This window comes from Nocardia sp. CDC160 (assembly GCF_035818795.1).
In the GTDB taxonomy this organism is placed as follows: Bacteria; Actinomycetota; Actinomycetes; order Mycobacteriales; family Mycobacteriaceae; genus Nocardia.
This window is the reverse complement of the sequence record NZ_JAYKYT010000005.1, coordinates 584,816-608,874: the sequence shown is the minus strand read 5'-3', so window position 1 is coordinate 608,874 and position 24,059 is coordinate 584,816. Positions and strand designations below refer to the sequence as shown.

Genomic DNA, 24,059 nt, shown 5'->3' with positions numbered 1-24,059 from the left:
GCACCTGAAACGCGGAGAAAGGGTATGGCGCGTATTCGGATTTTTCGGACGGCGGTTCTTTTCCTTAAAGAACCCACAGAGATTGCACCGTCAACCGAATCCGATCGGCCACCCGGGCGTCACGCGGAGTTACCGTGCCGTCGCCTCGGGTTATTGCGGAGTTCCCTCGATGCTCGAGCTCGCGGCCGTGAGCGATTCGGCGGCCCGGCGCGCAATCGTCTGGGCCTGCCGCACCTGCGCCTCCGGATGGGCGGTGCGCTGCGCCAGCGCGATCTGGATCCGGTCGAAGGCGACACCCGCGTCCGCGGCGGCGCGCCGCAATGCCGACTGCTGGAAGTCGATTTCGTGGTACTCGAGCTCGAGATCGGAATACCGCTGCCGCAGATCGGTGATGTGATCGATGACCGCGGCCGCCTCCTGGGTGGTCAGCACCAGCCGCGGATGCTCCTCACCTGCGAGAAGCGCCTCGGCGGCGGCCTCGGCCCAGCGCGCGTGCAGGACGTCGAGAACGTCGGCCAATCGGATCGCCTCCCACGCTGTCGGTGGCCTCGGACAATAGTTTTTCAAGATATACGTGCCAGTAACCCCCTACTGCGGTGTACCTGCGCGTAGCGGACGTGCAGACTACCTGGCACCGGCAGTCGTAACCGCAAGCGACTGGCGCAGGGCTAGGAAGAGGAAGGAACCGGCAAGTGTTCAGTCGCATCGCCATCGTGAACCGGGGAGAGGCCGCCATGCGGCTCATCCACGCGGTCCGGGATCTGGCCGCAGAAACTGGCCGCCCGATCGAAACCGTAGCTCTCTACACCGATGTCGACAGAAACGCGACCTTCGTGCGCGAGGCCGATATCGCGTACGACCTGGGTCCCGCGTCGGCACGACCGTATCTGGACCTGAAGGTCCTCGAAAAGGCACTCAAGGCGACCAAGGCCGATTCCGCCTGGGTCGGTTGGGGTTTCGTCGCCGAGGATCCGGCCTTCGCGGAACTGTGCGAGCAGATCGGTGTCACGTTCATCGGCCCCGACCCCGACGCCATGCGCAAGCTCGGCGACAAGATCGGCGCGAAGCTGATCGCCGAGGAGGTCGGCGTGCCGGTCGCGCCGTGGAGCCGCGGCGGGGTCGACACCGTCGAGGCCGCCGTCGCCGCCGCCGCGGAGATCGGCTACCCGCTCATGCTCAAGGCCACCGCCGGTGGCGGCGGACGCGGCATCCGCATGATCACCAATGAGGCCGAACTCGTCGAGGCCTATGAACGCACCCGCCAGGAGGCCGCGCGCGCCTTCGGCAGCGGCGTCGTCTTCCTCGAGCGTCTGGTCACCGGCGCCCGCCACGTCGAGGTCCAGGTGATCGCCGACGGTCAGGGCACCGCGTGGGCGCTGGGTGTGCGCGACTGCTCGGTGCAGCGCCGCAATCAGAAGGTCATCGAGGAGTCGGCCTCGCCGGTGCTGCGTCCCGAGCAGGTCGCCGAGCTCAAGGCGTCGGCCGAGCGGCTCGCGGTCAAGGTCGGCTACCGCGGCGCGGCCACCGTCGAATTCCTCTACCACCCCGGCGAGGAGCTGTTCGCCTTCCTCGAGGTGAACACCCGCCTGCAGGTCGAGCACCCGATCACCGAGTCCACCACCGGATTCGACCTGGTGCGCGCCCAGCTGCTGGTGGCGTCGGGGGAGAAGCTGGTGGGCGAGCCGCCCGCCGAACGCGGCCACGCCATCGAGGCCCGCCTCAATGCCGAGGATCCCGACCGCGACTTCGCGCCCGCCCCGGGCCGCATCGCGCGACTGGACCTGCCCGCCGGGCCCGGCATCCGCGTGGACACCGGTGTCAGCGAGGGCGACACCATCCCCGCCGACTTCGACTCCATGATCGCCAAGATCATCGCCTACGGCCGCGACCGCGACGAGGCGCTGGGCCGACTGCGCCGCGCCATGGCCCAGACCCGCGTGGTCATCGAGGGCGGCGCCACCAACAAGAGCTTCGTGCTCGACCTGCTCGACCAGCCCGAGGTCATCGACGGCAGCGCCGACACCGGCTGGATCGACCGCGTGCGCGCGCAGGGCCGACTGGTCTCGCACCGCCACTCCGCCATCGCGCTCATCGTCGCCGCCATCGACGCCTACGAAGAGGAAGAGCAGAGCGAGCGGCTGCGGCTGCTGTCCACCGCCGCCGGTGGCCGCCCGCAGGTGCAGCACGAGAGCGGACGCCCGCTCGACCTCAAGCTGCGCGGCGTCGGCTACCGGGTGCGGGTGGCCCGCATCGGCGCCGATCGCTTCCGCGTCGGTCTCGAGGCGGGCGGCGTGGTCCGCTCGCCCGCGCCCGCGCTGGTCGTCGCCACCCCGCTCGAGGTCGGCGCGGAGGTCGAGGCGGGCGCACCGGTGCTGGTGCTCGAGTCCATGAAGATGGAAACCGTGCTGCGCGCACCGTTCCGGGCCCGCCTCAAGGAAATCGCGGTATCGGTCGGTTCCCAGGTGGAGACCGGTGCGCCGCTGCTGCGGCTGGAGCCGCTCTCCGATGACGAGGACGACGCCGCCGCCGAGACCACCGAATCGGTCGAACTGGATCTGCCCGGCGCACCGGCCCCGGTCCGCCCGCACGAGGGTCTGGCCCGCTGCCTCGAGGATCTGCGCGGCCTGCTGCTCGGCTTCGACGTCGACCCGCACGACGAGCGCCGCGTGCTCGACGACTACCTGGCCGTGCGCCGGGTCGCCATCGAGGACAACCGCCGCCCGCTGGCCGAAGAGGTCGAACTGATCCAGGTCTTCGCCGATCTGGCCGAGCTCAGCCACAATCGCCCCTCCGGCGACGACGGCAAGGCCGGTGTGCACAGTGCCCGCGAGTACTTCCACACCTACCTGCAGAGCCTGGATGTCGAGCGGGCCGGGCTGCCGGAATCGTTCAAGACCAAGCTCGCCGCGGCGCTGGGCCACTACGGCATCACCGAGCTGGATCGCTCGCCCGAGCTCGAGGCCGCGGTCTTCCGGATCTTCCTGGCCCAGCAGCGTCCGTCCGGCACCGTCACCGTCATTACCGCGCTGCTGCGCGAGTGGCTGACCGAGCCGGTCCCGGACCGCGTGCTGCGCGAGCCCGTCGGCCTGGCGCTCGAGCGTCTGGTCGCCGCGACCCAGGTGCGCATCCCGGTGATCGCCGACCTCGCGCGCGGGGTCGTGTACGCCTGGTTCGGCCACCCGCTGCTGCGTCGCAATCGCGCCCGCGTCTACACCAATGTCCGCAAGCACCTGAGTTTCCTCGACGCGCAACCGGATACGCCCGATCGCGCCGAGCGCATCGCGGATATGGTGCGCAGCACCGAACCGCTGGTGCGGCTGCTGGGGCAGCGGCTGGTGCGCGGCAGCCGCGACAACGCCGTCATGCTCGAGGTGCTGACCCGCCGCTACTACGGCAACAAGGATCTCGCCTCGGTGCGGGTCCAGGAGGCCGGTGGCTGCTCGTTCGTGGTCGCCGAGCGCCGGGGCGTGAGCCTGGCGTCGGCCGCGGTGAGCTTCGACTCGCTGGGCACCGTCGTGCGCGGGCTGGGCGAATTGGCCAGTGGCGCTTCCTCGGTCGAGGCCGACATCTACCTGAGCTGGGAACGCCAGCCCGAGGACTTCGACGCCATGGCCTCGGCCCTGCAGGAAGTCCTTGCCACGCAGTCGCTTCCGAACCAGGTGCACCGCATCACCTGCACGGTGGCGGGCAGCGGCGGCGCGGTCATGCACCACCACTTCACCTTCCGCCCGACCACGACCGGCATGGTCGAGGAACGACTCATCCGCGGCCTGCACCCCTACATCGCGCAGCGCATGCAGATGAAGCGGCTGCGCAAGTTCGACCTCACCCGCCTGCCGTCCTCGGACGACGAAGAGGTGTACCTGTTCCGCGCGGTCGCCAAGGAGAACCCGGCCGACGACCGGCTCATCGCCTTCGCGCAGGTGCGTGACCTGGAGGCGTTGCGCGATCACGAGGGTCGCCTGCTGGCGCTGCCCACCGCGGAGAGCGCCATCGCCACCTGCCTGGATTCCATCCGGCGCGCGCACGCGCAGCGGCCCTCGGCCAAGCGCTTCAACACCAACCGCGTGGTCATGTACATCTGGCCGCCGGTCGAGGTCACCCTCGAGGAGTTGGAGACGGTGATCGGCGGGCACGTGCTGCCGATGACCGCGGGCGCGGGCCTCGAGGAGATCCTGCTCATCGCGCGCCAGCGCGACAAGGACACCGGCGAGCTGAACAAGATCGCGGTCCGGATCTCGTTCGACGCCACCGGCGGTGTCGAGGTGAGCATCGGCCAGCGCACCGACGAACCGGTCGAGCCGCTGGACGCCTACCGCCAGAAGGTGTTGCGCGCCAGCAGCCGCAACACCGTCTACCCGTACGAGCTGACCGGATTGCTCGGCCAGTTCAGCGAATACGACCTCGACGACGAGCACAAGCTGGTGCCGGTCGATCGGCCCAAGGGACGCAACAGCGCGGCGCTGGTCGCCGGTGTGGTCACCACGCCGACCGGCAAGTACCCGGAGGGTGTCAGCCGGGTCGTGCTGCTCGGTGATCCGACGAAATCCCTTGGCGCGCTGTCGGAGCCGGAATGCCGCCGGGTGATCGCCGCCCTGGATCTGGCCGAGCAGATGCGGGTGCCGCTGGAGTGGTACGCGCTGTCCTCGGGTGCGCGCATCTCCATGGAGTCGGGTACCGAGAACATGGACTGGGTGGCCGCGGCGCTCAAGCGGATCGTCGAATTCACCCAGGACGGCGGCGAGATCAATATCGTCGTCGCGGGCATCAATGTCGGTGCGCAGCCGTACTGGAACGCCGAGGCCACCATGCTCATGCACACCAAGGGCGTGCTGATCATGACCCCGGATTCGGCCATGGTGCTCACCGGCAAGCAGGCCCTCGATTTCTCCGGCGGTGTGTCGGCCGAGGACAACTTCGGCATCGGCGGCTACGACCGCGTCATGGGCCCCAACGGCCAGGCGCAGTACTGGGCCCCGAACCTGACCGCGGCCCGCGACATCCTGATGGCGCACTACGACCACACCTACATCGCCCCCGGCGAGCAGGCCCCGCGCGAGTCGGCGACCAGCGACCCGATCGACCGCGACATCTCCGACTACCCGCACACCCTGGCGGGCAGCGACTTCACCACCGTCGGCGAGATCTTCTCCGCCGCGGCCAATCCCGACCGCAAGAAGCCGTTCGACATTCGCACGGTCATGCGGGCGGTCGCCGACCAGGATCACCCCGTCCTGGAGCGCTGGGAGGCCATGGCCGACGCCGACACCGCGGTCGTCCAGGACGCGCACCTGGGCGGCATCCCGGTCTGCCTGCTGGGCATCGAATCCCGTGGCGTGGTGCGCCACGGCTTCCCGCCCACCGACGGACCCGACACCTACACCGCGGGCACCCTGTTCCCGCGGTCGTCGAAGAAGGCCGCGCGGGCCATCAACGCGGCCAGCGGCAACCGCCCGCTGGTGGTGCTGGCAAACCTGTCGGGCTTCGACGGTTCGCCGGAGTCGATGCGCAAGCTGCAGCTCGAGTACGGCGCCGAAATCGGCCGGGCGATCGTCAATTTCGATGGTCCGATCGTCTTCTGCGTCATCTCCCGCTACCACGGTGGCGCGTTCGTGGTGTTCTCGAAGGCGTTGAACGAGAACATGACCGTGCTGGCCCTGGACGGCTCGTTCGCGTCGGTCCTCGGTGGCGCTCCGGCCGCCGCGGTGGTCTTCTCCGGTGATGTCGACGCGCGCACCGCGGCCGATCCGCGCGTGCGTGACTTCGAGACCCGTGCGGCCAATGCGTCCGGCACCGACCGGGCCACGATTACCGCGGAGCGCAACGAGATTCGTTCCTCGGTGCGCGCGGAGAAGCTCAGCGAGGTTGCGGCCGAATTCGACCGCGTCCACAACATCCACCGCGCCGTGGAGGTGGGTTCGGTCGACGCCGTGATTCAGGCCAGCGAGATGCGTCCGCGCATTATCGAGGCCATCCGCGCTCACCAGCGCGGCTGATCTCGGGCAGTTCCTCGGCAATCGGGCCGTGTCTTCGGACACGGCCCGATTGCTGTTCGGTCGTGCGATTCCACGCGGAGTCTGTAAGGTTGCTGTTGCTAGTGAAAGGTGTTCCAGGGCAAGTCGACACAGACATGTGAGGGATCATTCGTGGCCGCGTCGCCGGAGTCGATGTACACCCGCGAGTTTGCCGAGGATCCGCACGCGGCCTACGAGCGGTGGCGGCGAGAACACGGTCCGCTGGTGCCGGTCGAGCTGACGCCGGGGGTGCGGGCCACACTGGTGCTGGGATACGCGACCGCGCTGCGAATCCTGAACGATCCGGGCAACTTTCCGGCCGATCCGCGCACCTGGCAGGCCTCGGTACCGTCGGGGTGCCCGGTCCTGCCCTTGATGCAGTGGCGGCCGAATGCGTTGCACAGCAGTGGATCCGAGCATCAGCGGTATCGGTCGGCCACGGTCGCCGCGCTGGAAACCGTTGACCTGCACGGCATGCACACCGTGGTCGAGCGGATCGCGCTGCCGCTGATCGAGGAATTCGGCACCCGCGGCGGGGCGCATCACACGCTGGGCGGCGCGGATCTCTTGGAGCAGTACATCTATCCGCTGGTGTACCGCGTGCTGGACTTCCTGCTGGGTTTCGACGCCGACACCGGTGAGCGGATCGGCGCGGGCATGGCGATGATCTTCGACTCCGCCGCGGACGCCGCGACCGGCAATGCCATGATGACCGCCGCCATGAGCGAGCACATCGAACGCAAACGCGCCCGCCCCGGCGCCGACATCACCTCGCACCTGATCACCCGCAGCGATCTGAGCACCGAGGAGCTCATCCACCAGCTCTCCACGCTCTACGGCGGCGGCAGCGAGCCGCAGGCGCACCTGATCTCGAACACGCTGCTGCTCATGATGACCGACAACCGCTTCGCCGGAGACCTGATCAGCGGCAGCCTCTCCACCCGCGACGCCCTCGACGAGGTCCTGTTCAGCAACCCGCCGCTGGCCAACTTCTGCATGACCTACCCCCGCCAACCCATCCTGATCGACGGCGTCTGGCTCCCCGCCCACCAACCGGTGCTGATCAGCATGGCGGCGGGCAACACCGACCCGGCCATCCACTCCGAGAACCAACCCCGCTTCGGCAACCGCGCCCACCTGTCCTGGGGCGCGGGCCCCCATCAATGCCCGGCCCGTCAACTCGGCTACCAAATCGCCATGGACGCCATCGATCAACTCCTCGACTTCGTCCCCGACATGAAACTCGCTGTCCCCGAATCAGACCTGACCTGGCGCCCCGGCCCCTTCCACCGCGCCCTCGAATCCCTCCCGGTGGTTTTCCCGTCCGGATAGAGCGGGTTACAACGTGGCGTATCGGTGGTGGGTGCACGGGCGTAACCGGGCCAAATAGGCTGTGGTGGGGCCGATGCGGGTTTCGATGTGGAGGTGTTCGGCCTCGGCGTAATCGCGAAGGCGGCCGAACGGGATCCAGTGGGGGTCGAAGAATTCGCCGATGACCAGGCGGCCGCCGGGTTTGAGGACGCGGGTCATTTCCCGGAGGACGGCGGCCGGGTCGCCGATTTCGCCGAGCACGGTGACCATGTAGGCGGCATCGAAAGTCGCTGGTGGGAATGGTAATTCACGGGCGTCGGAGAGGGTGGGCACGACGGTTCCGAGGTGGCGGGCGCGGCGTTCGACATGATCGAGCATTTCCTGCTGGATATCGACGATGTCGACGCGTCCGGCGGGCCCGAGTTGGTCGGCGACCGCGAGGGTCTGCAACCCGGTGCCGGGGCCGATCTCGAGCATTCGCTCGCCGGGTGTCGGGCGCAATACCCGGGTGAGTCTGTTGGTGGTCAAGCCCGGTAGCGGCACATCCAGCATCCACCGTTGGGAATAGGGAAACGGCGCGGAGTCCCCAAACCACAGGTAGGCCGATCCGGCCACCAGCCCGGCGGCGACGGCGGAAACGACTGTCTTCCTTCGCATGATGATTCCCTTCGATCAATTCCGTTGGCGCAGGGCCAGATAGCCGCATCCGGCGGCGAGCAACAATTCCCCGACGCCGCACAGCGCGGCCTGCGCGAAGGCCGCGCCCGTGGCGGCGGTGGTCAGGTCGAACCAGCCGTCGAGCGCGGCGATCGACCCCGTCGCGGCCGCGGCGACCCGGGTCTGCTCCGCGCGTCGCCGGGCCAGCAGCGCGGTGGCCGCGCACCCGAGCGCCAGCAGCAGATCGAGGCCGATCCACGCCAGGGACCAGTTCCGCACCCGGGTCTCATCGGGCAGGGTCCGCGCGAGCAGGACCATCCACGGGATCAACCCGACGGCGACCGCGCCGAGCCCCCACGAAACCCATTCGGCCGGTGTCCGTTTCGTTCGCATGCCGCCACGGTACAACTGCAAAGAAATCTCTGCAAAGAAAAATTTGCAGAGAACGCTCTGCTATCGTGTGGACATGCAGAAACGCGCCGTCGAGCCCGCAACGAGTGCCGAACGCACCGCTCTCTACCGGACCCTCGCCCACCCCCTCCGCGGCCGCATCCTGCAGCACCTGGGCACCACCGCCGAAGCCAACTCGACGACCCTCGCGGAAATCCTCGGCGAAAGCACCGGGACCACCAGCTATCACCTGCGCAAACTCGCCGAATCCGGCCTGATCGCGGAGATCCCGGAAAAGTCGAAGGGTCGCGAAAGATGGTGGCGCGCGCTCCCGTTCAGCCACACCATGCCGGACCCGGCCACCATGGCCCCCGAGGAACGCGCCGCCGCCGAACAGTTGGCGACCCTGAAAATCAACGCCGACATCGACCGTTACGTCCGCGCCAACAAGGAGTGGACCGGCCCCGACGGTTGGGCTCAGGTGCAACGCCACAGCGCCTACATGACCCACGCGGAGTTGCAGGCCTTCATGGACGACTACATGGAGCTACTGCGCAAGCACGGGCATCCGCTGCCCGCCGACGCGCCCGCCGACGCGCAGTTGATGTCCATTCGGTTCTTCGCGGTCCCGGAACAGGGCTGACCGCTAACGCGCGATATCCGCCAGCCAGTTGTGCAGCCATGCGGTCGCGGTGGTGCCATTGGCGTCGACGACATAGTGCGGATACGACTGGTGCACGCCGGAAGCCAGGAACTCCTGAACCTGTCGACTCCACTGCTCACTGGACGGATCGTCCTGCGGCGCCGACATAATCGACAGCCAGCCCGGAATCAGGGCTTCGCTCAAAATAGAATTCAACGTCGCGGCGTAATTGGGAATCTGCAGCGGGTCGGGCGCGGACAACTGGGTCGCGAACCCCGCGAACCGCCCCGCGAGATCATCGTTCGGCACCGAGCAGTACAAGTCCCCCACCGCGCAGATGGTCCGAACCACCGGACTCACCCACCCGAACCCACCCGGCCGGGCCCCCGCCGCACCGGCCCCCTCCACCGGCGGCCCGATCAACAGATCGGTGGGTGACCGCCGAGGATCCGACAGCAACCCCACCGCGACCAGCCGGTCCGGCGGAATCACCCCGATCCCGCTCCCGATCTCCGCCGCCACATCCCCCGCAACATTCGCCCCCTGGCTGTACCCCACCAAAGCGAAACGCGTTGCCCCACACCGCCCCGCCAAATCAGCGATCATCCCCCGAGTGTTATTGACCCCCTCCCGCTCCGACCGCCCATAAACCTCCCCCTCCCAGGGCAGCGCCGTCGCGGGGTAACTCACATAGTCCACCCGCACCGACCCGGGCAACCCCCGCGTAACCAGCGACAACATCCCCTCCCGCGGATCGCTGTCGGACGTCTCCCAGGTCCCGGGCACCGCAATCACACTGAGCGCCGGACAATCGGCGGGCGCCGCCACGGCCTGCGGCGCACCCATGCCCCACACTCCCACCGCCGCGACCTCAGCCACCAACGCCGCCACCACGCCCGCCGCCCGTGACCACCGCATACGCCGAAGCCCCAAGGCCCCACTCCTAGCTCTCGGATCAAACATTCGAAACCGGCTCACCACACCGCCCGAAGATCAGCCCCAAAACTACCAAAGAAACCATTCGGTTCGAACCGTGCCTCGGGGCCTCATGGGCCAATCCCTGCACAACCCGCAACCGGCCGACAGTTTCCTGCCGACTTCACTCGCATAGTGCAGGTATCGGCCCATGTACAGTCCGACTCTGCGCCGCCAGCGCAAAACCCTCTGAAGGAGAGGAGAGTTCGAGCCTTGGGTAGCGGTTCAGGAAGATAGGTGACGGCCGACGGATCCTCTCCGACGCGGATACAAGAAGAGCCGGTCCGAAGACCGGCTCTTTTGTCGGGCTGACAGGATTTGAACCTGCGACCACTTGACCCCCAGTCAAGTGCGCTACCAAGCTGCGCCACAGCCCGTTGCATTCGCTCTCGCTCGTGCTCGACGAGATTACCCCACTACCCCCCTGAACATCCAAATCGGCTGGTTGGCGGCGTGTGGCGGTGGAATCGACGCGATTTTGGGGGAGGGCTCAGGGTTGTTCTGGCGCAGGGGAATCCGGGGAGCGGGCGGCGGGGAGGGAGGTTGGGGGTGAGGTGGTGGGTGGGGATGCTCGCGGCGCGTCGTGGGGTGGCTGCGGGGGTGGTGGGGAGATGCGCGGCATGATTCGGGTTATGGCGATGGCGGATGGTGATGGTCGGCCTGGGGTGGTCAAGCAGCTGCGGTTGAATTTTGGGGGGATTTGTTGGGCGTTGGTGTTCTTTGTCAGTGCGCTTTCGCCTTCGTTGTTGCCTCGGGGGTGGAAGTTCGATGGGGTGGTTTGTGGGGTTTCGTTGATTGTGGGGTATGCGTTCGGGGTGGGGGTCAGTTGGGCGGTGCGGAAGATTGTTCGTCGGGAGTTGCCGGAGCGGGTGAAGCGGGTGGCGTGGTGGGGGCTTGGGATTGGCGGGACGGTGGTGGCCGTTGCGGCTTTGGCGGCGGGGTCGGCATTTCAGAACCGTGTTCGGGAGCTTGTTGGGGAACCGGGGCAGAACCGGTTGTGGTATGTCGCGGTGTTTGTGATTTCGTTGGTTGTGTTCGGGGTATTGCTGGGTGTTGGGCGGGGGATTCGGTGGTGTTTTCAGCGGATCGCTCGGGTGCTCGAGCGGTGGGTTCCGGCGCGGTTGGCGGGGGTGATCGCGCTGGTCGTGCTGGTGGTGGCGGGGTTCGTCATTCAGTTGGTGGCGCGGGACGGGCTGGTTGGGTTCGCGGACAAGACGTATCACGCGCTCAATAGCGGGACTAAGCCCAATACCGTGCAGCCGGTGAGTTCCTTTGTCTCCGGCGGGCCCGGATCATCGCAGAGTTGGGCCTCGCTGGGGCGGGAAGGTCGGCAATTCGTCGCCAGCGGGCCGAGTGCGGAGAGGATCGGGAAGATTTCCGGCCAGCCTGCCGCCGATCCCATTCGGGTGTACGTGGGAATCGAATCCGGAAAGACAACCGAGGAACAGGCGGATATCGCGGTCGCGGAATTGGAGCGGACGGGCGCGTTCCATCGCGCGGCGCTGTGTGTAATGACGACGACCGGCAGCGGCTGGATCAATGAGCGGGCGGCGGATTCGCTCGAATATCTCTACGGCGGAAATACCGCCGAGGTCGCCATTCAGTATTCCTATTTTCCGAGCTGGATTTCCTTCGTGACCGACCGCAGCCGCGCCACCCGGGCCGGGCGGGTGCTGTTCGACCGCGTCTACGACCGCTGGTCCGCGCTGCCCGCGGATTCGCGGCCGAAGCTGCTGGTGTTCGGGGAAAGCCTGGGGTCGATGGGCGGTGAGGCCGCCTTCGCGGATCTGGACCACCTTCGGAAGCGAACCGACGGGGTCATGTGGGTCGGTCCGACGCACAGCAACCGGCTGGCCCGCGAGTTCATCGAGCACCGAGATCCGGGCACACCGGAGGTCGCTCCGGTCTACGAGGGCGGTCGCACGGTTCGATTCGCTTCCAGCCCACAGGATCTGGCGAATCCGCCGGTCGAATGGAGCTCACCCCGGGTGCTGTATTTAATGCACGCCAATGATCCGATCGCCTGGTGGAGTCCACGTCTGCTGTTCGAGCAACCCGACTGGCTCGAGGAGCCGCGCGGACGCGGCGTCGCCCCGGAGATGTTCTGGGCGCCGTTCGTCACCTTCTGGCAGGTCACCTTCGACACCTTCGTCGGCATCAGCGTGCCCGAGGGGCAGGGGCATCGCTACGAGGACGCGATGCTGCCCGGCTGGGTCGACATCGCCGCACCACCCGGTTGGAGCGCCGACCGCACGGCGGCCCTGACCAGAGTGCTCGAAGCGCACTGAGCCGCCGTGGCCGGAGCTGCCGCATTGCGTGCGAACTCTCGACCTCGAGATGACCTCCCGCCGTATAGTTTTCACGGTTCGGAGGATTCGCACAGTGGAAGAGGTGTGCGAATTCGGCACACATGTCGAGTTCCCGGTCAGCGATCTGACCGTGACCGTGTGGCACGATGCGGTTGGCCGCCCCGTCTTCGGCACGGAGACAGGGGCTTTGGTGTTGCGCGCCACCAACACGTCCACCGGCACGACGATCGAACGAGATATCTCCGGTTCGGGCACCCTGCTGTACCCGACGCTGGACCCGGCCGATTTCGTGCTCAGCGGCAACGATTGGTCGGCAGGCATACACGGCGGCGATCAACCCGATGCGGCGCAACATCATTGGTATCTCGCACACGGTTTCATGTCGGTGCGCGTCACCTCCACCAATGGGCACACGACTCGACAGCTACTGGCACTGGTCGGACCGTACGAGGATCTGTGCGTGACATTGAGCGGATGATGACGCCTAGGCCGGGCTGCCGACCGGGTAGATATCGCCGCACACACGGCTCACAGCGGACACATAGGTTCGATACAGCCAGCACCCAGTGAGGTCCCCGAATCTAGACGAATGTCTGTGGTGACCTCGGGAAATGCGCCCATCGAGCGGGTGGCGATGCGGCGGGCGGACGGGGGGCCGCCTGCGGTGCTGGTCGTGGACGACGAGCCCGCGCTGGCCGAGTTGGTGGCGTTGGCGTTGCGATATGAGGGCTGGACGGTGGAGACGGCGGGGGACGGGCGGGCCGCGCTGGCCAAGGCTCGGGAGGTGCGGCCCGATGTCGTGGTACTCGACCTGATGCTGCCGGATATGACCGGGCTCGAGGTGCTCGAGCGGATGCGACGGGTGTGGCCGGAACTGCCGGTGCTGCTGTTGACGGCCAAGGACGCGGTGGAGGATCGGATCGCGGGGCTGACGGCGGGTGGGGACGACTATGTCACCAAGCCGTTCAGCATCGAGGAAGTGGTGTTGCGGCTGCGGGCATTGCTCCGACGGTCGGGGGTGGCCGCCGAGGAGACCGGCTCGCGGTTCGTGGTCGGGGACCTCACGCTCGACGAGGACAGCCACGAGGTGACTCGCGGTGGCGTCGAAATCGTCTTGACCTCAACGGAATTCGAGCTGCTGCGGCTGTTCGTGCACAATCCGCGACGGGTGTTGAGCAAGGGGCTGATTCTGGATCGGGTGTGGGGCTACGACTTCGGGGGGCGGTCGAACATTGTCGAACTGTATGTGTCGTATCTGCGTAAGAAGATCGACAGCGGCCGCAAGCCGATGATTCACACACTGCGAGGTGCGGGCTATGCACTCAAACCCGCTGACTGAGATGGAGTCGACGCCGGTGGCCGATCCGGCTGTCGCATCGGACGCGCCCGAGAGGGAGTCCGTCGAGTCGACGTCCGCCCGCCGCCGCTGGTCGCTGCGGGCTCGGTTGCTGGTCGGTCAGGTCGTGCTGTTGGTGGTCGTGGTGGTCGGCATCGGGATCACGACCGAGCTTGCGCTGCAACAGTTTCTGGTGCATCAGGTGGATGTCAGCCTGGCCGAGACGGCCAAGCGCGCCCTCGTCGATTCGGGCGGCGGGCCGAGTCTGGGTCCGCGGCCGCTGGATCAGCACAGTCAGCCCGGCCCGCCGCCACCGTCCGAACCGGACTACGGCCCCGGACCGGATTTCCTGAATCGCCGCAATATTCAACCGGATACGGTCGGCGCGCTGGTCGGCACCGACAAGTCGGTGAGCGCGGCGCGGGTGCGCGGCGACGGCACGCAATCGGTGCTCTCGGCGGCCGCCCGCGAGCAGCTTGCCTCTGTCGCCACGGGACATCCTGTGTCCCTGGATATTCCGGGAGAGGGCCACTATCGAGTGGAAGCCGCGACCACCTGGTCGGGGCAGACCGTCATCACCGGATTGCCGCTCGCGTCGGTCGACGCCATTCTGATGCGGGTCTTCCTGATCCTGCTCATCGTCACCGCGAGCGTGCTGGCCATTGCGATCACCGTCGGCATCTGGCTGATCCGCAGCGCACTCGCACCCCTGGACCGGGTGGCGGCCACCGCTGCCCGGGTCGCCGATCTGCGCCTGGATCGCGGCGAAGTGACTCTGCCCGTACGGGTTCCGGCCGCCGACGCCGACCAGCGCACGGAGGTCGGTCAACTCGGCGCGGCCATCAACCGCATGCTCGATCACATCGCGGGCGCGCTCTCCGCCCGGCACGAGAGCGAGACTCGGGTCCGGCGTTTTCTGGCCGACGCGAGTCATGAACTGCGCACTCCCTTGTCGGCCATTCGCGGCTATGCGGAACTCGCTCAGCGCGAACGCGATACGTCCCCCGAGGTGGTCGCGCACGCCCTGAGCCGCGTCGATTCGGAGTCCCGGCGCATGACCACGCTGGTCGAGGACATGCTGCTGCTGGCCCGCCTGGACGCCGGGCGCGGACTCGAACAGTCCCCGGTGGATCTGACCCAGCTCACCGTGGACGCCGTCGCCGACGCCCACGTCGCGGGCCCCGGCCTGAGCTGGAAGCTGGAATTGCCGCCCGAACCGATCGTGATCACCGGCGATTCGGCCCGCCTGCACCAGGTCCTGGCCAACCTGCTCGCCAATGCCCGCACCCACACCGGCCCCGGCACCACCGTCACCACCGCCCTGACCGACGACGGCCGCGGCGGCGCGTGCTGGCACGTCACCGACAATGGCCCCGGAATCCCCGCCGACCTCCAACCGGAGGTCTTCGAGCGCTTCGCCCGCGGCGACTCCTCGCGCTCCCGCCGCGCGGGCAGCACCGGCTTGGGGCTGGCCATCGTCGCCGCCGTGGTCAAGGCCCACGGCGGCGACATCAGCGTCGAAAGCAGCCCAGGCCGAACCGAATTCACCGTCCATCTACCCGCCACCCACTGAGCTGGGTGCGGAGCGGGCCGCCGACCGAACGGGGAATCGATCGGTGGCCCGCAGACGCGAACGACCGTGGCTCGAACTATGCGGAGCCGGTCGGGGGAAGCGGCAGGGGCTGCGGCAGCTGAGGCAGCTGCGGCTGGTCCGGACCGTGGTCGCGGTCACCGTCGTGGTCGCGGTGGTCGCGGTGGTCACGGTCGCCGTCGTGGTCGTGGTTCCAGTCCGGGTCGGCGATTTGGCTGACCACCGGGACGGCATTGTCGGCCGTCGCGGCGGTCGCGGCGGAGGCGGGGATTGCCAGCGCCGCGAGGGGGACGGCGGCCAGGGCACCGGCCACGGCGATTCGGGCGGTCAGACGGCGCAGGCGGGAAGGGGTCGTAGACGAGGAATTCAACGCTCAAACCTTTCTCGGAAGGAAGAGCGACCACTCGGCCGCCCGGCCACCCATCAAAGAGGCGCGGCCTCAGCGGGGCATGGGTCCCACCTATGTCCCAGCTGGGAATCGGAAAGCCCCGCGCGGCAGGATCAAACCCACCGATCACAGTGGTCCACGACTGAGCCAGGCCCCGACTCAGCCAGGCCCCGAATTAGCCAAGCCGCGACTGCGCCAAGGCCCACTTGTCTGCGCCAGGTTTCGTTCGACCGCGCCAGGTTCCACTCGACTGCGCCAGTCCCCGCTCGGCCGAACCGAGTATCCGGTTGACCCCATTAATGTGGGCCGAGTGGGAGAACAGGCCGACTATCCAAAAGTTTTCGCCGCTCAGAGTGATGAGCCCATGCAGTTCGTCGCCGACCTGCGCGACGTTGCCACGCCCGACCCGGGTGCTCGCAGGCAGACCGATCCCGTTCGCCTTGCCCCTTTGATCATCGAGGAGACCCGGGACCGGTTGCGGGCGGTGTTCGAGGCGATGCCGGGAGATCCGTTGCTGATGCTTTCCGGTGGGGTGGATTCGATCTTCGTGGCCGCGGTTGCCGTCGAGATGGGGTATCGCCCGTGTGCGATTACCGTGGTGACCGCGGATGGCACCGATCGTGTGAACGCGGCGGCCGCGGCGACCGCGCTCGGTCTCACACACGAGATCATCGAGCTCGACGGGCCCGCCGTTGTCGAGTTGGCCGAGGAATCGGTGCGTCGCCTGGAAGTCGCTGAGCTGTGGGAGGTTTCGTACGCCATCCCCATGCTCGCGATGCTGCCCCTGCTCGAGCGTCTCGGCACGATGGACCCGATCCTGACCGGACGCGGGGCGGATGCGCTCTTCGCGGGCGGCAAAACCCTTGCGAGCCCGATCGATTCACCCGCGGCCGCAGTAGAACTCGATTACGCCGTGCGCAAGGAATCCGCACTCGAATTGACCCGAACCCGCCTCGTGCCGGATTTCTACCCCCGCATTCTCGGCGATCACGCCGACCGAATCATCCACGTCTTCCAAACCGTCCGCTTCTGGGAACTGTCCGAAACCTTCGCGCCCCCGGCACTTTTCGGCACCCACGACGGTCATCCCGTAGACAAGCTCTGCCTCCGCATCGCCTGCGAACAACTACTACCCGCGCCAGCCCGATCCCTGGCCTGGGCCAAGAAATCCGCGATCCAACACTCAGCAGGCATCATGGGCGCACTCTCCGCCGCCGCCCGCAGAACCGCCGCCAGCCTCCCCGGCGCGCAAACCTACACCGACCCTTTGACCGAACCTTTCGAAGCGGTCGCCACCCGCCTCTTCCTCGCCCGCCTCGCCGACACCACGAAAGCCCACACCCACTGAGCCGTGCCGCACCCGGCGTCGTCCCCACGCCACAGCCATCAAGCCGTCGTCAGGGCTGGATGAGTTCGATTGTGGCGGGCGGCGTTCCCGCGCCGGGCGAGCCCATGAGCATGTCGCGGTGGGTGTCGACCTGGGTACGGAGGGCCTCGACGATGGCGGCCACCTCGGGGCGGCGGAGGGTTTCCGCGCGGGCGACGAGCCAATAGGTCAGGCGGACGGAGATTTCCGGGAGAACGCGGACCAGGTCGGCGTGTTGGTCGGCCATGAAGCAGGGGAGCAGGCCCAGGCCCGCGGCGGCCCGGGTGGCCTCCACATGGACGAAAACATTGGTGGAGGAGATGGATTCGCGCATCATCGGCGCGAAAGTGGGAGCCAGGTCCAAGTCGTCGACCTGGAGCATGGAGTCGATGAAGTAGACCAGCGGGTGGCGGGCCAGGTCGTCGACCGAGGTCGGGGCGGGGTGGTCGGCGAGGTAGCCGTGGGAGGCGTACAGGGCGAGGGTGTAGTCGCCCAGCGGGATGGCGCGGGCGCGGCGCAGCTGCGGTTTGCCCACCACCACTTCGATATCGAAGCCGGAGCGTTGCAGGGAGGCCAGGCGCGTGGCGGTGACGATCTCGACGGCGAGTTTGGGGTGGCGGCGCTGGACGTCGGCGATGGCCGGTGCCGCGACATAGGCGCTGAAGCCGTCGGTGGCCGACATGCGTACCACGCCTTCGAGTGTCGGGGTGTCCGAGGTCAGCGAGCGCACCGCGGATTCGATGGCCTCGGCGGCGGTCAACGCCTCCCGGCCCAGATCGGTGAGCTCCCATCCGCCCGCGCCGCGAATCAGCACCCGCCCGCCGAGCGCCTGCTCCAATGCCGCGATCCGCCGCGAGATCGTCGTGTGGTTGATCCCCAACTCCTCCGCCGCCGACACGTAGCGCCCGGTCCGCCCCACGGACAGCAGCACCAGCAGGTCGTCGGGGCTCGGACGGCTTGTGGCAGAGGTCACGCTCATTTCTGCATTCTTGCAGATTGTGGCTGCGGAACTGGTCATTGCTTGACCCCTCAATGTGCACGAATACTCCTTGGCATCGAAGTTTGTGGGCCGCATCACAGATGAGGGTGAGGCGGCCCGAGCGTGAAGGAGTTGCGCGATGAGCGTCCGGGAAAACGCACCGGAAGCGGGCGGCGGTCTGGCCGGATTACGGCGCGTGGTCGCCGCGTCCATGGCCGGGACCGTGGTCGAGTGGTACGAATTCTTCCTCTACGGCACCGCCGCCACGCTGGTGTTCAGCAAGGTGTTCTTCGCCCAGGGCGGCAATGACCTGGACGCCATCCTGGCGGCGTTCGTCACCTACGCGGTCGGCTTCGCGGCACGACCGTTGGGCGGCATCGTCTTCGGCCACTACGGCGATAAGCACGGCCGCAAGAAGCTGCTGCAGCTGAGCCTGGTCCTGGTCGGCGCGGCCACCTTCCTGATGGGCTGCCTGCCCACCTATCACCAGGTCGGCTATCTGGCCCCGGTGCTGCTGGTGGTGCTGCGCTTCATCCAGGGCTTCGCCATCGGCGGTGAGTGGGGTGGCGCGGTTCTCCTGGTGGCGGAACACAGTCCGAGCCGCAGCCGCGCCTTCTGGGCGTCCTGGCCGCAGGCGGCGGTCCCGATCGGCAATATGCTCGCGACGGTCGTGCTGCTCGCGCTGACCTCCTGGCTCTCGAATTCGGCGTTCCTGTCGTGGGGTTGGCGAGTCGCCTTCTGGCTCTCGGCCGTCGTCGTGCTCATCGGCTACTACGTGCGCACCAAGATCGCCGATGCCCCGATTTTCGTTGCCGCGCAACAGCTCGCGGAACAGGAGAAGGCGGCCTCGATCAGCGCCCTCGAGGTGCTCAAGCGGTACCCGCGCGGCGTCTTCACCGCCATGGGCCTGCGTTTCGGCGAGAACATCATGTATTACCTGGTGGTCACCTTCTCGATCACCTATCTCAAGGTGCACGTCGGCGCGAACACCAAGGTGATCCTGTGGTGGCTGCTGGTCGCGCACGCGGTGCACTTCCTGGTGATCCCGCAGGTCGGTCGGCTCTCGGATCGCTTCGGCCGCAAGCCCGTCTACCTGGTGGGCGCGGTGCTGGCGGGCACCTGGGGTTTCTTCGCCTTCCCGATGATGGACAGCAAGAACAATATGGTGATCCTGTCGGCCATCGTGATCGGCCTGATCTTCCACGGCCTCATGTACTCCGCGCAGCCCGCGATCATGGCGGAGATGTTCCCCACCCGCATGCGGTATTCCGGTGTGTCCCTGGGCTATCAGGTGACCTCGCTGGTGGCGGGCTCGCTCGCGCCGATCATCGCGGTGCGACTGTTGGAGGACTACAAGTCCTCGGTGCCGATCGCCTGGTATCTGGCGGGCGCGGCGGCCATCACCGCGATCGCGGTCCTGTTCGCCCGCGAGACCAAGGGCGTCGACCTGGAGGCGATCGACGCCGCCGACGCGAAAAGCACGGCAACACAGCATGATTCGAAGAACCACTCCACGCAGGACGATTCGAAGGTGACGGTGGCATGACGGGGACGACCGGACCCCTGCTCGGCGAGCTGGCCGGGCGGACGGCGCTGGTGACGGGCGGCGCGAGCGGTATCGGGGCGGCGTGCGCCCGCGAGCTCGCCGCCCGCGGGGCGGAGGTGACCGTCGCCGATATCGACGGTGAGGGCGCGGAGAAGGTGGCCGCCGAATTCGGCGGCCGGACCTGGCAGGTGGATCTGTCGGAGGTGACGGCGTTGGAGGACCTCCGGCTCGAGACCGACATTCTGGTGAACAACGCCGGGGTGCAGACGGTCAGCCCGATCACCGAGTTCGCGCCCGAACGGTTCCGCTTCATGCTGGCGCTCATGGTGGAGGCGCCCTTCCTGCTCACCCGCGCCGCCCTGCCGCACATGTACAAGCAGGGGTTCGGCCGGATCATCAATCTCTCGTCGGTGCACGGACTTCGGGCCTCGGCGTTCAAGGCGGCCTACGTCACCGCCAAGCACGCGCTGGAGGGGCTGTCCAAGGTGACGGCCCTCGAGGGCGGGCCGTTCGGGGTGACCAGCAACTGCGTGAATCCCGGCTATGTGCGAACTCCGCTGGTGGACAAGCAGATCGCCGATCAGGCCTTCGCGCACGGCATTCCGGAGCAAGAGGTGGTGGAGCGAATCATGCTGACCGACAACGCGATCAAACGACTCGTCGAACCCGACGAGGTGGCCTCCCTGGTGGGCTGGCTGGCCACCGACGCGGCGCGCATGGTGACCGGTGCCTCGTACACCATGGACGGCGGATGGAGTGCCCGATGATCGAGCTGGCCGAGGTGGCGGGCGCGCCGCAGTGGGTGCCCGGCGAGGCCGATATCGAGGCGGCCCGAATCACCGACTTCGCCCGATTCGTGCAGCGGCGCTTCGGGATTCGCACCGATGACTACATGCGTATGTGGCAGTGGTCGATCGACGATATCGACCGCTTCTGGTGGGCGGTGTGGGAGTACTTCGACCTGGGGGACACACCCGCCGAGGTACTCGCCTCCAGCGAGATGCCGGGCGCGCGCTGGTTCCCGGGCACCCGCGTCAACTACGTCGACCAGGTGTTCCGGCACACCCGCACCGACCGTCCCGCCATTATCGGACTGAGCGAAGACACGCCGCGGCGGGACATCTCCTGGCTTGAACTGCACTCCCGCACAGCGGTTCTGGCCCGATCGCTGCGTGAGCTCGGTGTCGGCCCCGGCGATCGAGTGGTCGGCTATCTGCCGAACATTCCCGAGGCCGTGATCGCCTTCCTCGCCACCGCGAGCATCGGCGCGCTCTGGAGCGCGTGCGGCCAGGACTACACCGCCTCCGCCGCGCTCGACCGCCTCGGCCAGCTCGAACCGACGGTGCTGGTGACCGCCGACGGCTACCGCTACGGCGGCAAGGCCCACGACAAGCTCGACGAAATCGCCGCCCTACGAGCAGGTTTGCCGTCCCTGCGAGCCACCGTGCTGGTCTCGCGGCTGGGCCGCACCCTGCCCGATGTCCTCGACTGGAACGACGCCACCGAGGACCTCTTTGCCGAGGAGCCACCCCTCCTCGCCCCGGTGCCGGTCGAGTTCGAACACCCGCTGTGGGTGCTCTACTCGTCCGGCACCACGGGTAAGCCGAAGGGCATCGTCCACGGCCACGGCGGCGTCCTGCTCGAACATCTGAAAGCGATTGCCCTGCAATCCGATATCGGACCCGAGGACACCTTCTTCTGGTACACCAGCCCCAGCTGGATGATGTGGAACTATCAGGTCTCCGGCCTGCTCGCGGGCGCGACCATCGTCTGCTACGACGGCAGTCCGGCCCACGCGACCCCGGATGCGCTGTGGGCCTTGGCCGCCCGCACCGGCACCACGGTCCTCGGCACCAGTCCCGGCTACGTGCTGGCCTGCGAGAAGGCGGGCGCGCGTCCGGCGCTCGCCCACGATCTGTCCCGCCTGCGTCAGGTCGGCATCACCGGCTCGGCCTTCCCGGCGAGCTCGTCGATCTGGTTGCGCGACAATGTCGGTGACATTCCCGTCTCCTCCATCAGCGGCGGCACCGACGTCGTCTCGGCCTTCATGGGCGGCGTCCGCACCGTCGCCGTCCGGCCCGGTGAGCTCTCCGCGCCGTATCTCGGTGTGGCACTGGAGGCATGGGATTCCTCCGGCCACCCCGTGTACGGCACCGTCGGCGAACTGGTGATCACCAAGCCGATGCCCTCCATGCCGGTGGCCTTCTGGAACGATCCGGACGGCTCCCGCTACCGCGACGCCTACTTCGACATGTACCCCGGCGTCTGGCGCCACGGCGACTGGATCACCCGCACCCCCCACGGCGGCATCACCATCCACGGTCGCTCCGATTCCACCCTGAACCGCAATGGAATCCGCATGGGCAGCGCCGACATCTACCAAACCGTGGAAGCGCTCCCGGAAATCGCCGAAGCCCTCGTCCTCGGCATCGAACAACCCAACGCCGAATACTGGATGCCCCTCTTCGTAGTCCTCACCCCCGGCCTAACCCTCACCGACGACCTGCGCCACCGCATCCGCACCGCAATCCGCACCGAACTCTCCCCCCGCCACGTCCCCGACATCATCCTCGAGGCTCCCGGCATCCCCCACACCCGCACCGGCAAGAAGCTCGAGGTCCCCCTCAAGCGCCTACTCCAAGGCGCGCCCCCCGCCCAGGTAGTCGACCCCACCGCCATAGACGACCCCTCCCTCCTGGACTGGTACCTCACCCAGCGTCCCCGCTGAAATCCACGAGCATGCAATCGCGCAGCCAAACGTCGAGAAGGCGCCTGCTCGATTGCATGCTCGTGGGGCTCAGCTGGTGGGGGTGGTGGAGGTGAGTTGGCCGATGGTGACGGTGACGATCGAATCCAGGGCGGAGGTGGTGCCCGCGGGCGGGGTTTGTTCGACGACCTTGCCGACTTTGGCCGGGTCGGTCACCTTCGCGTAGAGCTGCTGCAGGGTTCCGTGCCAGCCGAGTCCCTGCAGGGTTGTGCTGGCCGTTCCGGAGGAGAGGCCGACGAGATTCGGGACGGTGATGGTGGTGGGGGCCGGGCCGTTGGAGACGTAGACCGTGATGGTCGAACCGACCGCGTGTTGGGTTCCGGCGGCCGGATCGGTTTCTATCACTGTGCCTTTCGTGCGTTTGTCGTCACGCTGGACCTGCTTGACGGTGAAGCCGTCCTTTTCGAGCTGGGCCTTCGCGGTGGCGATCGGACTGCCGACCACATCGGGCACCGCAACCGTTTTCGGCGGCTGCTCGGTGGTCTTGGTCGTCGTGTAGGGCGTCGTGGTGGTCGGTGGTTCGGATGTGGTCGGTGGCGGTGTCGTCGGGGTGGTCACCGGCACTGTCGTCGTGGTGATCGGAACGACACTCGTGGTCGGCGGGGAGGTATTGGGGTGACCGTCGTCGGCTCGGGCCAGGAGGTACGCGACCAACGCCAGGGACACGACCAAAGCCAGACCGATGACGAACCGGATTGTCCTGCCGCCCTTGACGGAAACGGCCGAGGCAGCGCCGAGGTCGGTGCTGCTGTCGCGACGCCCGGTGTCGCTGTCGCGATGGCCGATGCCGATGTCGCGATGCCCGGTTGCCTCGGGCCGCACGGTCGGCGCGAGCATGGTGGGTGCTTGTCTCGGTTCCGGAGTCGGCGGCGCGGTGACGGTCGGGGGCTGCGGCTGCGGCTGGGTGGTCCGCCGCGCGGTGGTCGTCGTATTCCGCCGGGCGGTGGTCGCCGTGCGCTGCAGCGCTTCCGCCGCGGTCCACGCCAGCTGCGCGCAGTTGTCGAACCGCCGTTCGGGCTCCTTGGCCATGGCGCGCGCGATGACATTGTCGAAACCCCGTGGCAGCGTGGGATTTCGGTGCGACGGCACGGGCACCGGTTCATAGGCGTGCCCATGGATGATTCGGCTGACATTCTGACCCGGATACGGAGGCTCGCCGGTCAGCATGTGAAACAGCGTGCAGCCCAGTGAGTACACGTCGGCGCGCCGATCCACCTCGCCCGGCCGCGTCACTCGCTCGGGTGCCGCGTACTGGAAGCTGGCCAGAATCTCCCCGCACCGCGTCAACTGCTGACTCTCGTCCATCGCCTTGGCGATCCCGAAGTCGGTGAGCAGCGCGCGTTCCGGCCGACCCTCGGCGAGCAGGATATTCGCCGGTTTCACATCCCGATGCAGGATCCCCGTCTCGTGCGCGTGATCCAGTGCCGCCGCCGTTTCGGAGATGATCCGCACCGCCCGCACCGGATGCATCGCTCCCTGGCGCAGCGCCCGCGCAACGTCGCTGCCGTCGACGAAGGTCATCGCGATCCACAGTCGATCGTCGTCCTCGCCCCGCGCGTACACGGTCACGATATTCGGATGCTGCAGCCGCGCAACGGTATCGGCCTCCCGCCGAAACCGCACCCGATGATCGAACTCCCCGCCATCGGGTATGCTCAACAGCTTCAAGGCCACGAATCGCGGCAGATCCCGGTCCCGCGCCTGATACACGGCACCCATCCCCCCGGCCCCCAGTTTCCGCAGAATCTGGTATCCGGCGAAGTATTCCCCCGGCCTGAGCATCGCGG

General features: G+C 67.6%; 18 protein-coding genes and 1 tRNA gene. 11 read left to right on the top strand and 8 right to left on the bottom strand.

What is annotated here, in order from left to right; genetic code table 11:
* Nucleotides 1–150: 150 nt before the first annotated feature.
* Nucleotides 151–519 carry a hypothetical protein gene (locus tag VMT40_RS30570; protein ID WP_326362544.1) on the bottom strand — a complete coding sequence of 123 codons (369 nt, stop codon included), beginning with the start codon at nt 517–519 and terminating at the stop codon, nt 151–153.
* Nucleotides 520–692: 173 nt separating this feature from the next.
* Here VMT40_RS30570 and VMT40_RS30565 point away from each other — a divergent pair, with 173 nt between their 5' ends.
* Both VMT40_RS30565 and VMT40_RS30560 read left to right on the top strand, forming a co-directional pair.
* Entirely contained in the window at nt 693–5,996 is a 5,304-nt protein-coding gene (locus VMT40_RS30565; protein WP_326362543.1) for an ATP-binding protein, read from the top strand.
* Nucleotides 5,997–6,146: 150 nt separating this feature from the next.
* On the top strand, nt 6,147–7,346 hold the full coding sequence (locus tag VMT40_RS30560; protein WP_326362542.1) for a cytochrome P450: 1,200 nt from the start codon (nt 6,147–6,149) through the stop codon (nt 7,344–7,346).
* A 6-nt stretch (nt 7,347–7,352) separates the two neighbouring features.
* Here the strand turns inward: VMT40_RS30560 and VMT40_RS30555 are convergent, their stop codons facing one another.
* Both VMT40_RS30555 and VMT40_RS30550 read right to left on the bottom strand, forming a co-directional pair.
* On the bottom strand, nt 7,353–7,982 hold the full coding sequence (locus VMT40_RS30555; RefSeq protein WP_326362541.1) for a class I SAM-dependent methyltransferase: 630 nt from the start codon (nt 7,980–7,982) through the stop codon (nt 7,353–7,355).
* A gap of 15 nt (nt 7,983–7,997) precedes the next feature.
* Nucleotides 7,998–8,375 (bottom strand): hypothetical protein, encoded by a 378-nt coding sequence (locus tag VMT40_RS30550; RefSeq protein WP_326362540.1) that lies wholly within the window; start codon nt 8,373–8,375, stop codon nt 7,998–8,000.
* Nucleotides 8,376–8,448: 73 nt separating this feature from the next.
* Between VMT40_RS30550 and VMT40_RS30545 the strand changes: the two genes are divergently transcribed.
* A complete protein-coding gene (locus VMT40_RS30545; protein ID WP_326362539.1) occupies nt 8,449–9,015 on the top strand; it encodes an ArsR/SmtB family transcription factor in 567 nt (188 codons plus the stop codon).
* Nucleotides 9,016–9,018: 3 nt separating this feature from the next.
* Here VMT40_RS30545 and VMT40_RS30540 read toward each other — a convergent pair whose 3' ends face one another.
* Both VMT40_RS30540 and VMT40_RS30535 read right to left on the bottom strand, forming a co-directional pair.
* Nucleotides 9,019–9,933 carry a cutinase family protein gene (locus VMT40_RS30540; RefSeq protein ID WP_326362538.1) on the bottom strand — a complete coding sequence of 305 codons (915 nt, stop codon included), beginning with the start codon at nt 9,931–9,933 and terminating at the stop codon, nt 9,019–9,021.
* Nucleotides 9,934–10,293: 360 nt separating this feature from the next.
* A tRNA-Pro gene (locus tag VMT40_RS30535) sits at nt 10,294–10,367 on the bottom strand.
* Between the two features lie 234 nt (nt 10,368–10,601).
* On the opposite strand from VMT40_RS30535, the gene VMT40_RS30530 reads away from it, so the two are divergent.
* The 4 genes from VMT40_RS30530 (at nt 10,602) to VMT40_RS30515 (ending at nt 15,208) form a co-directional block, all read left to right on the top strand.
* The gene (locus tag VMT40_RS30530; protein WP_326362537.1) at nt 10,602–12,278 is read left to right on the top strand and encodes an alpha/beta hydrolase; all 1,677 of its coding nucleotides are present in this window, start codon (nt 10,602–10,604) and stop codon (nt 12,276–12,278) included.
* Nucleotides 12,279–12,372: 94 nt separating this feature from the next.
* Nucleotides 12,373–12,777, top strand: coding sequence for a hypothetical protein (locus VMT40_RS30525; RefSeq protein WP_326362536.1), 405 nt, complete (start codon nt 12,373–12,375; stop codon nt 12,775–12,777).
* 111 nt (nt 12,778–12,888) lie between these two features.
* Nucleotides 12,889–13,638, top strand: a complete 750-nt coding sequence (locus tag VMT40_RS30520) for a response regulator transcription factor (RefSeq protein WP_326362535.1) — start codon at nt 12,889–12,891, stop codon at nt 13,636–13,638.
* A complete protein-coding gene (locus VMT40_RS30515; RefSeq protein ID WP_326362534.1) occupies nt 13,616–15,208 on the top strand; it encodes a sensor histidine kinase in 1,593 nt (530 codons plus the stop codon). Before VMT40_RS30520 ends, VMT40_RS30515 begins: the two co-directional genes overlap by 23 nt.
* Nucleotides 15,209–15,284: 76 nt before the next feature.
* Here the strand turns inward: VMT40_RS30515 and VMT40_RS30510 are convergent, their stop codons facing one another.
* On the bottom strand, nt 15,285–15,596 hold the full coding sequence (locus VMT40_RS30510; protein ID WP_326362533.1) for a hypothetical protein: 312 nt from the start codon (nt 15,594–15,596) through the stop codon (nt 15,285–15,287).
* Between the two features lie 328 nt (nt 15,597–15,924).
* Here VMT40_RS30510 and VMT40_RS30505 point away from each other — a divergent pair, with 328 nt between their 5' ends.
* Nucleotides 15,925–16,962 carry an asparagine synthase-related protein gene (locus tag VMT40_RS30505; RefSeq protein WP_326362531.1) on the top strand — a complete coding sequence of 346 codons (1,038 nt, stop codon included), beginning with the start codon at nt 15,925–15,927 and terminating at the stop codon, nt 16,960–16,962.
* 49 nt (nt 16,963–17,011) lie between these two features.
* Here VMT40_RS30505 and VMT40_RS30500 read toward each other — a convergent pair whose 3' ends face one another.
* On the bottom strand, nt 17,012–17,959 hold the full coding sequence (locus VMT40_RS30500) for a LysR family transcriptional regulator (protein WP_326362529.1): 948 nt from the start codon (nt 17,957–17,959) through the stop codon (nt 17,012–17,014).
* Nucleotides 17,960–18,098: 139 nt separating this feature from the next.
* On the opposite strand from VMT40_RS30500, the gene VMT40_RS30495 reads away from it, so the two are divergent.
* From VMT40_RS30495 to VMT40_RS30485, 3 genes are read left to right on the top strand one after another with little or no spacing between them, the layout of a single operon-like run.
* Nucleotides 18,099–19,505 (top strand): MFS transporter, encoded by a 1,407-nt coding sequence (locus tag VMT40_RS30495; protein ID WP_326362527.1) that lies wholly within the window; start codon nt 18,099–18,101, stop codon nt 19,503–19,505.
* Nucleotides 19,502–20,272 (top strand): 3-hydroxybutyrate dehydrogenase, encoded by a 771-nt coding sequence (locus tag VMT40_RS30490; RefSeq protein WP_326362525.1) that lies wholly within the window; start codon nt 19,502–19,504, stop codon nt 20,270–20,272. Before VMT40_RS30495 ends, VMT40_RS30490 begins: the two co-directional genes overlap by 4 nt.
* Nucleotides 20,269–22,233 carry an acetoacetate--CoA ligase gene (locus tag VMT40_RS30485; RefSeq protein ID WP_326362523.1) on the top strand — a complete coding sequence of 655 codons (1,965 nt, stop codon included), beginning with the start codon at nt 20,269–20,271 and terminating at the stop codon, nt 22,231–22,233. The genes VMT40_RS30490 and VMT40_RS30485 overlap by 4 nt, the downstream gene beginning before the upstream one ends.
* Nucleotides 22,234–22,302: 69 nt before the next feature.
* Here VMT40_RS30485 and VMT40_RS30480 read toward each other — a convergent pair whose 3' ends face one another.
* Nucleotides 22,303–24,054, bottom strand: coding sequence for a protein kinase domain-containing protein (locus VMT40_RS30480; protein WP_326362806.1), 1,752 nt, complete (start codon nt 24,052–24,054; stop codon nt 22,303–22,305).
* Nucleotides 24,055–24,059: the final 5 nt, after the last annotated feature.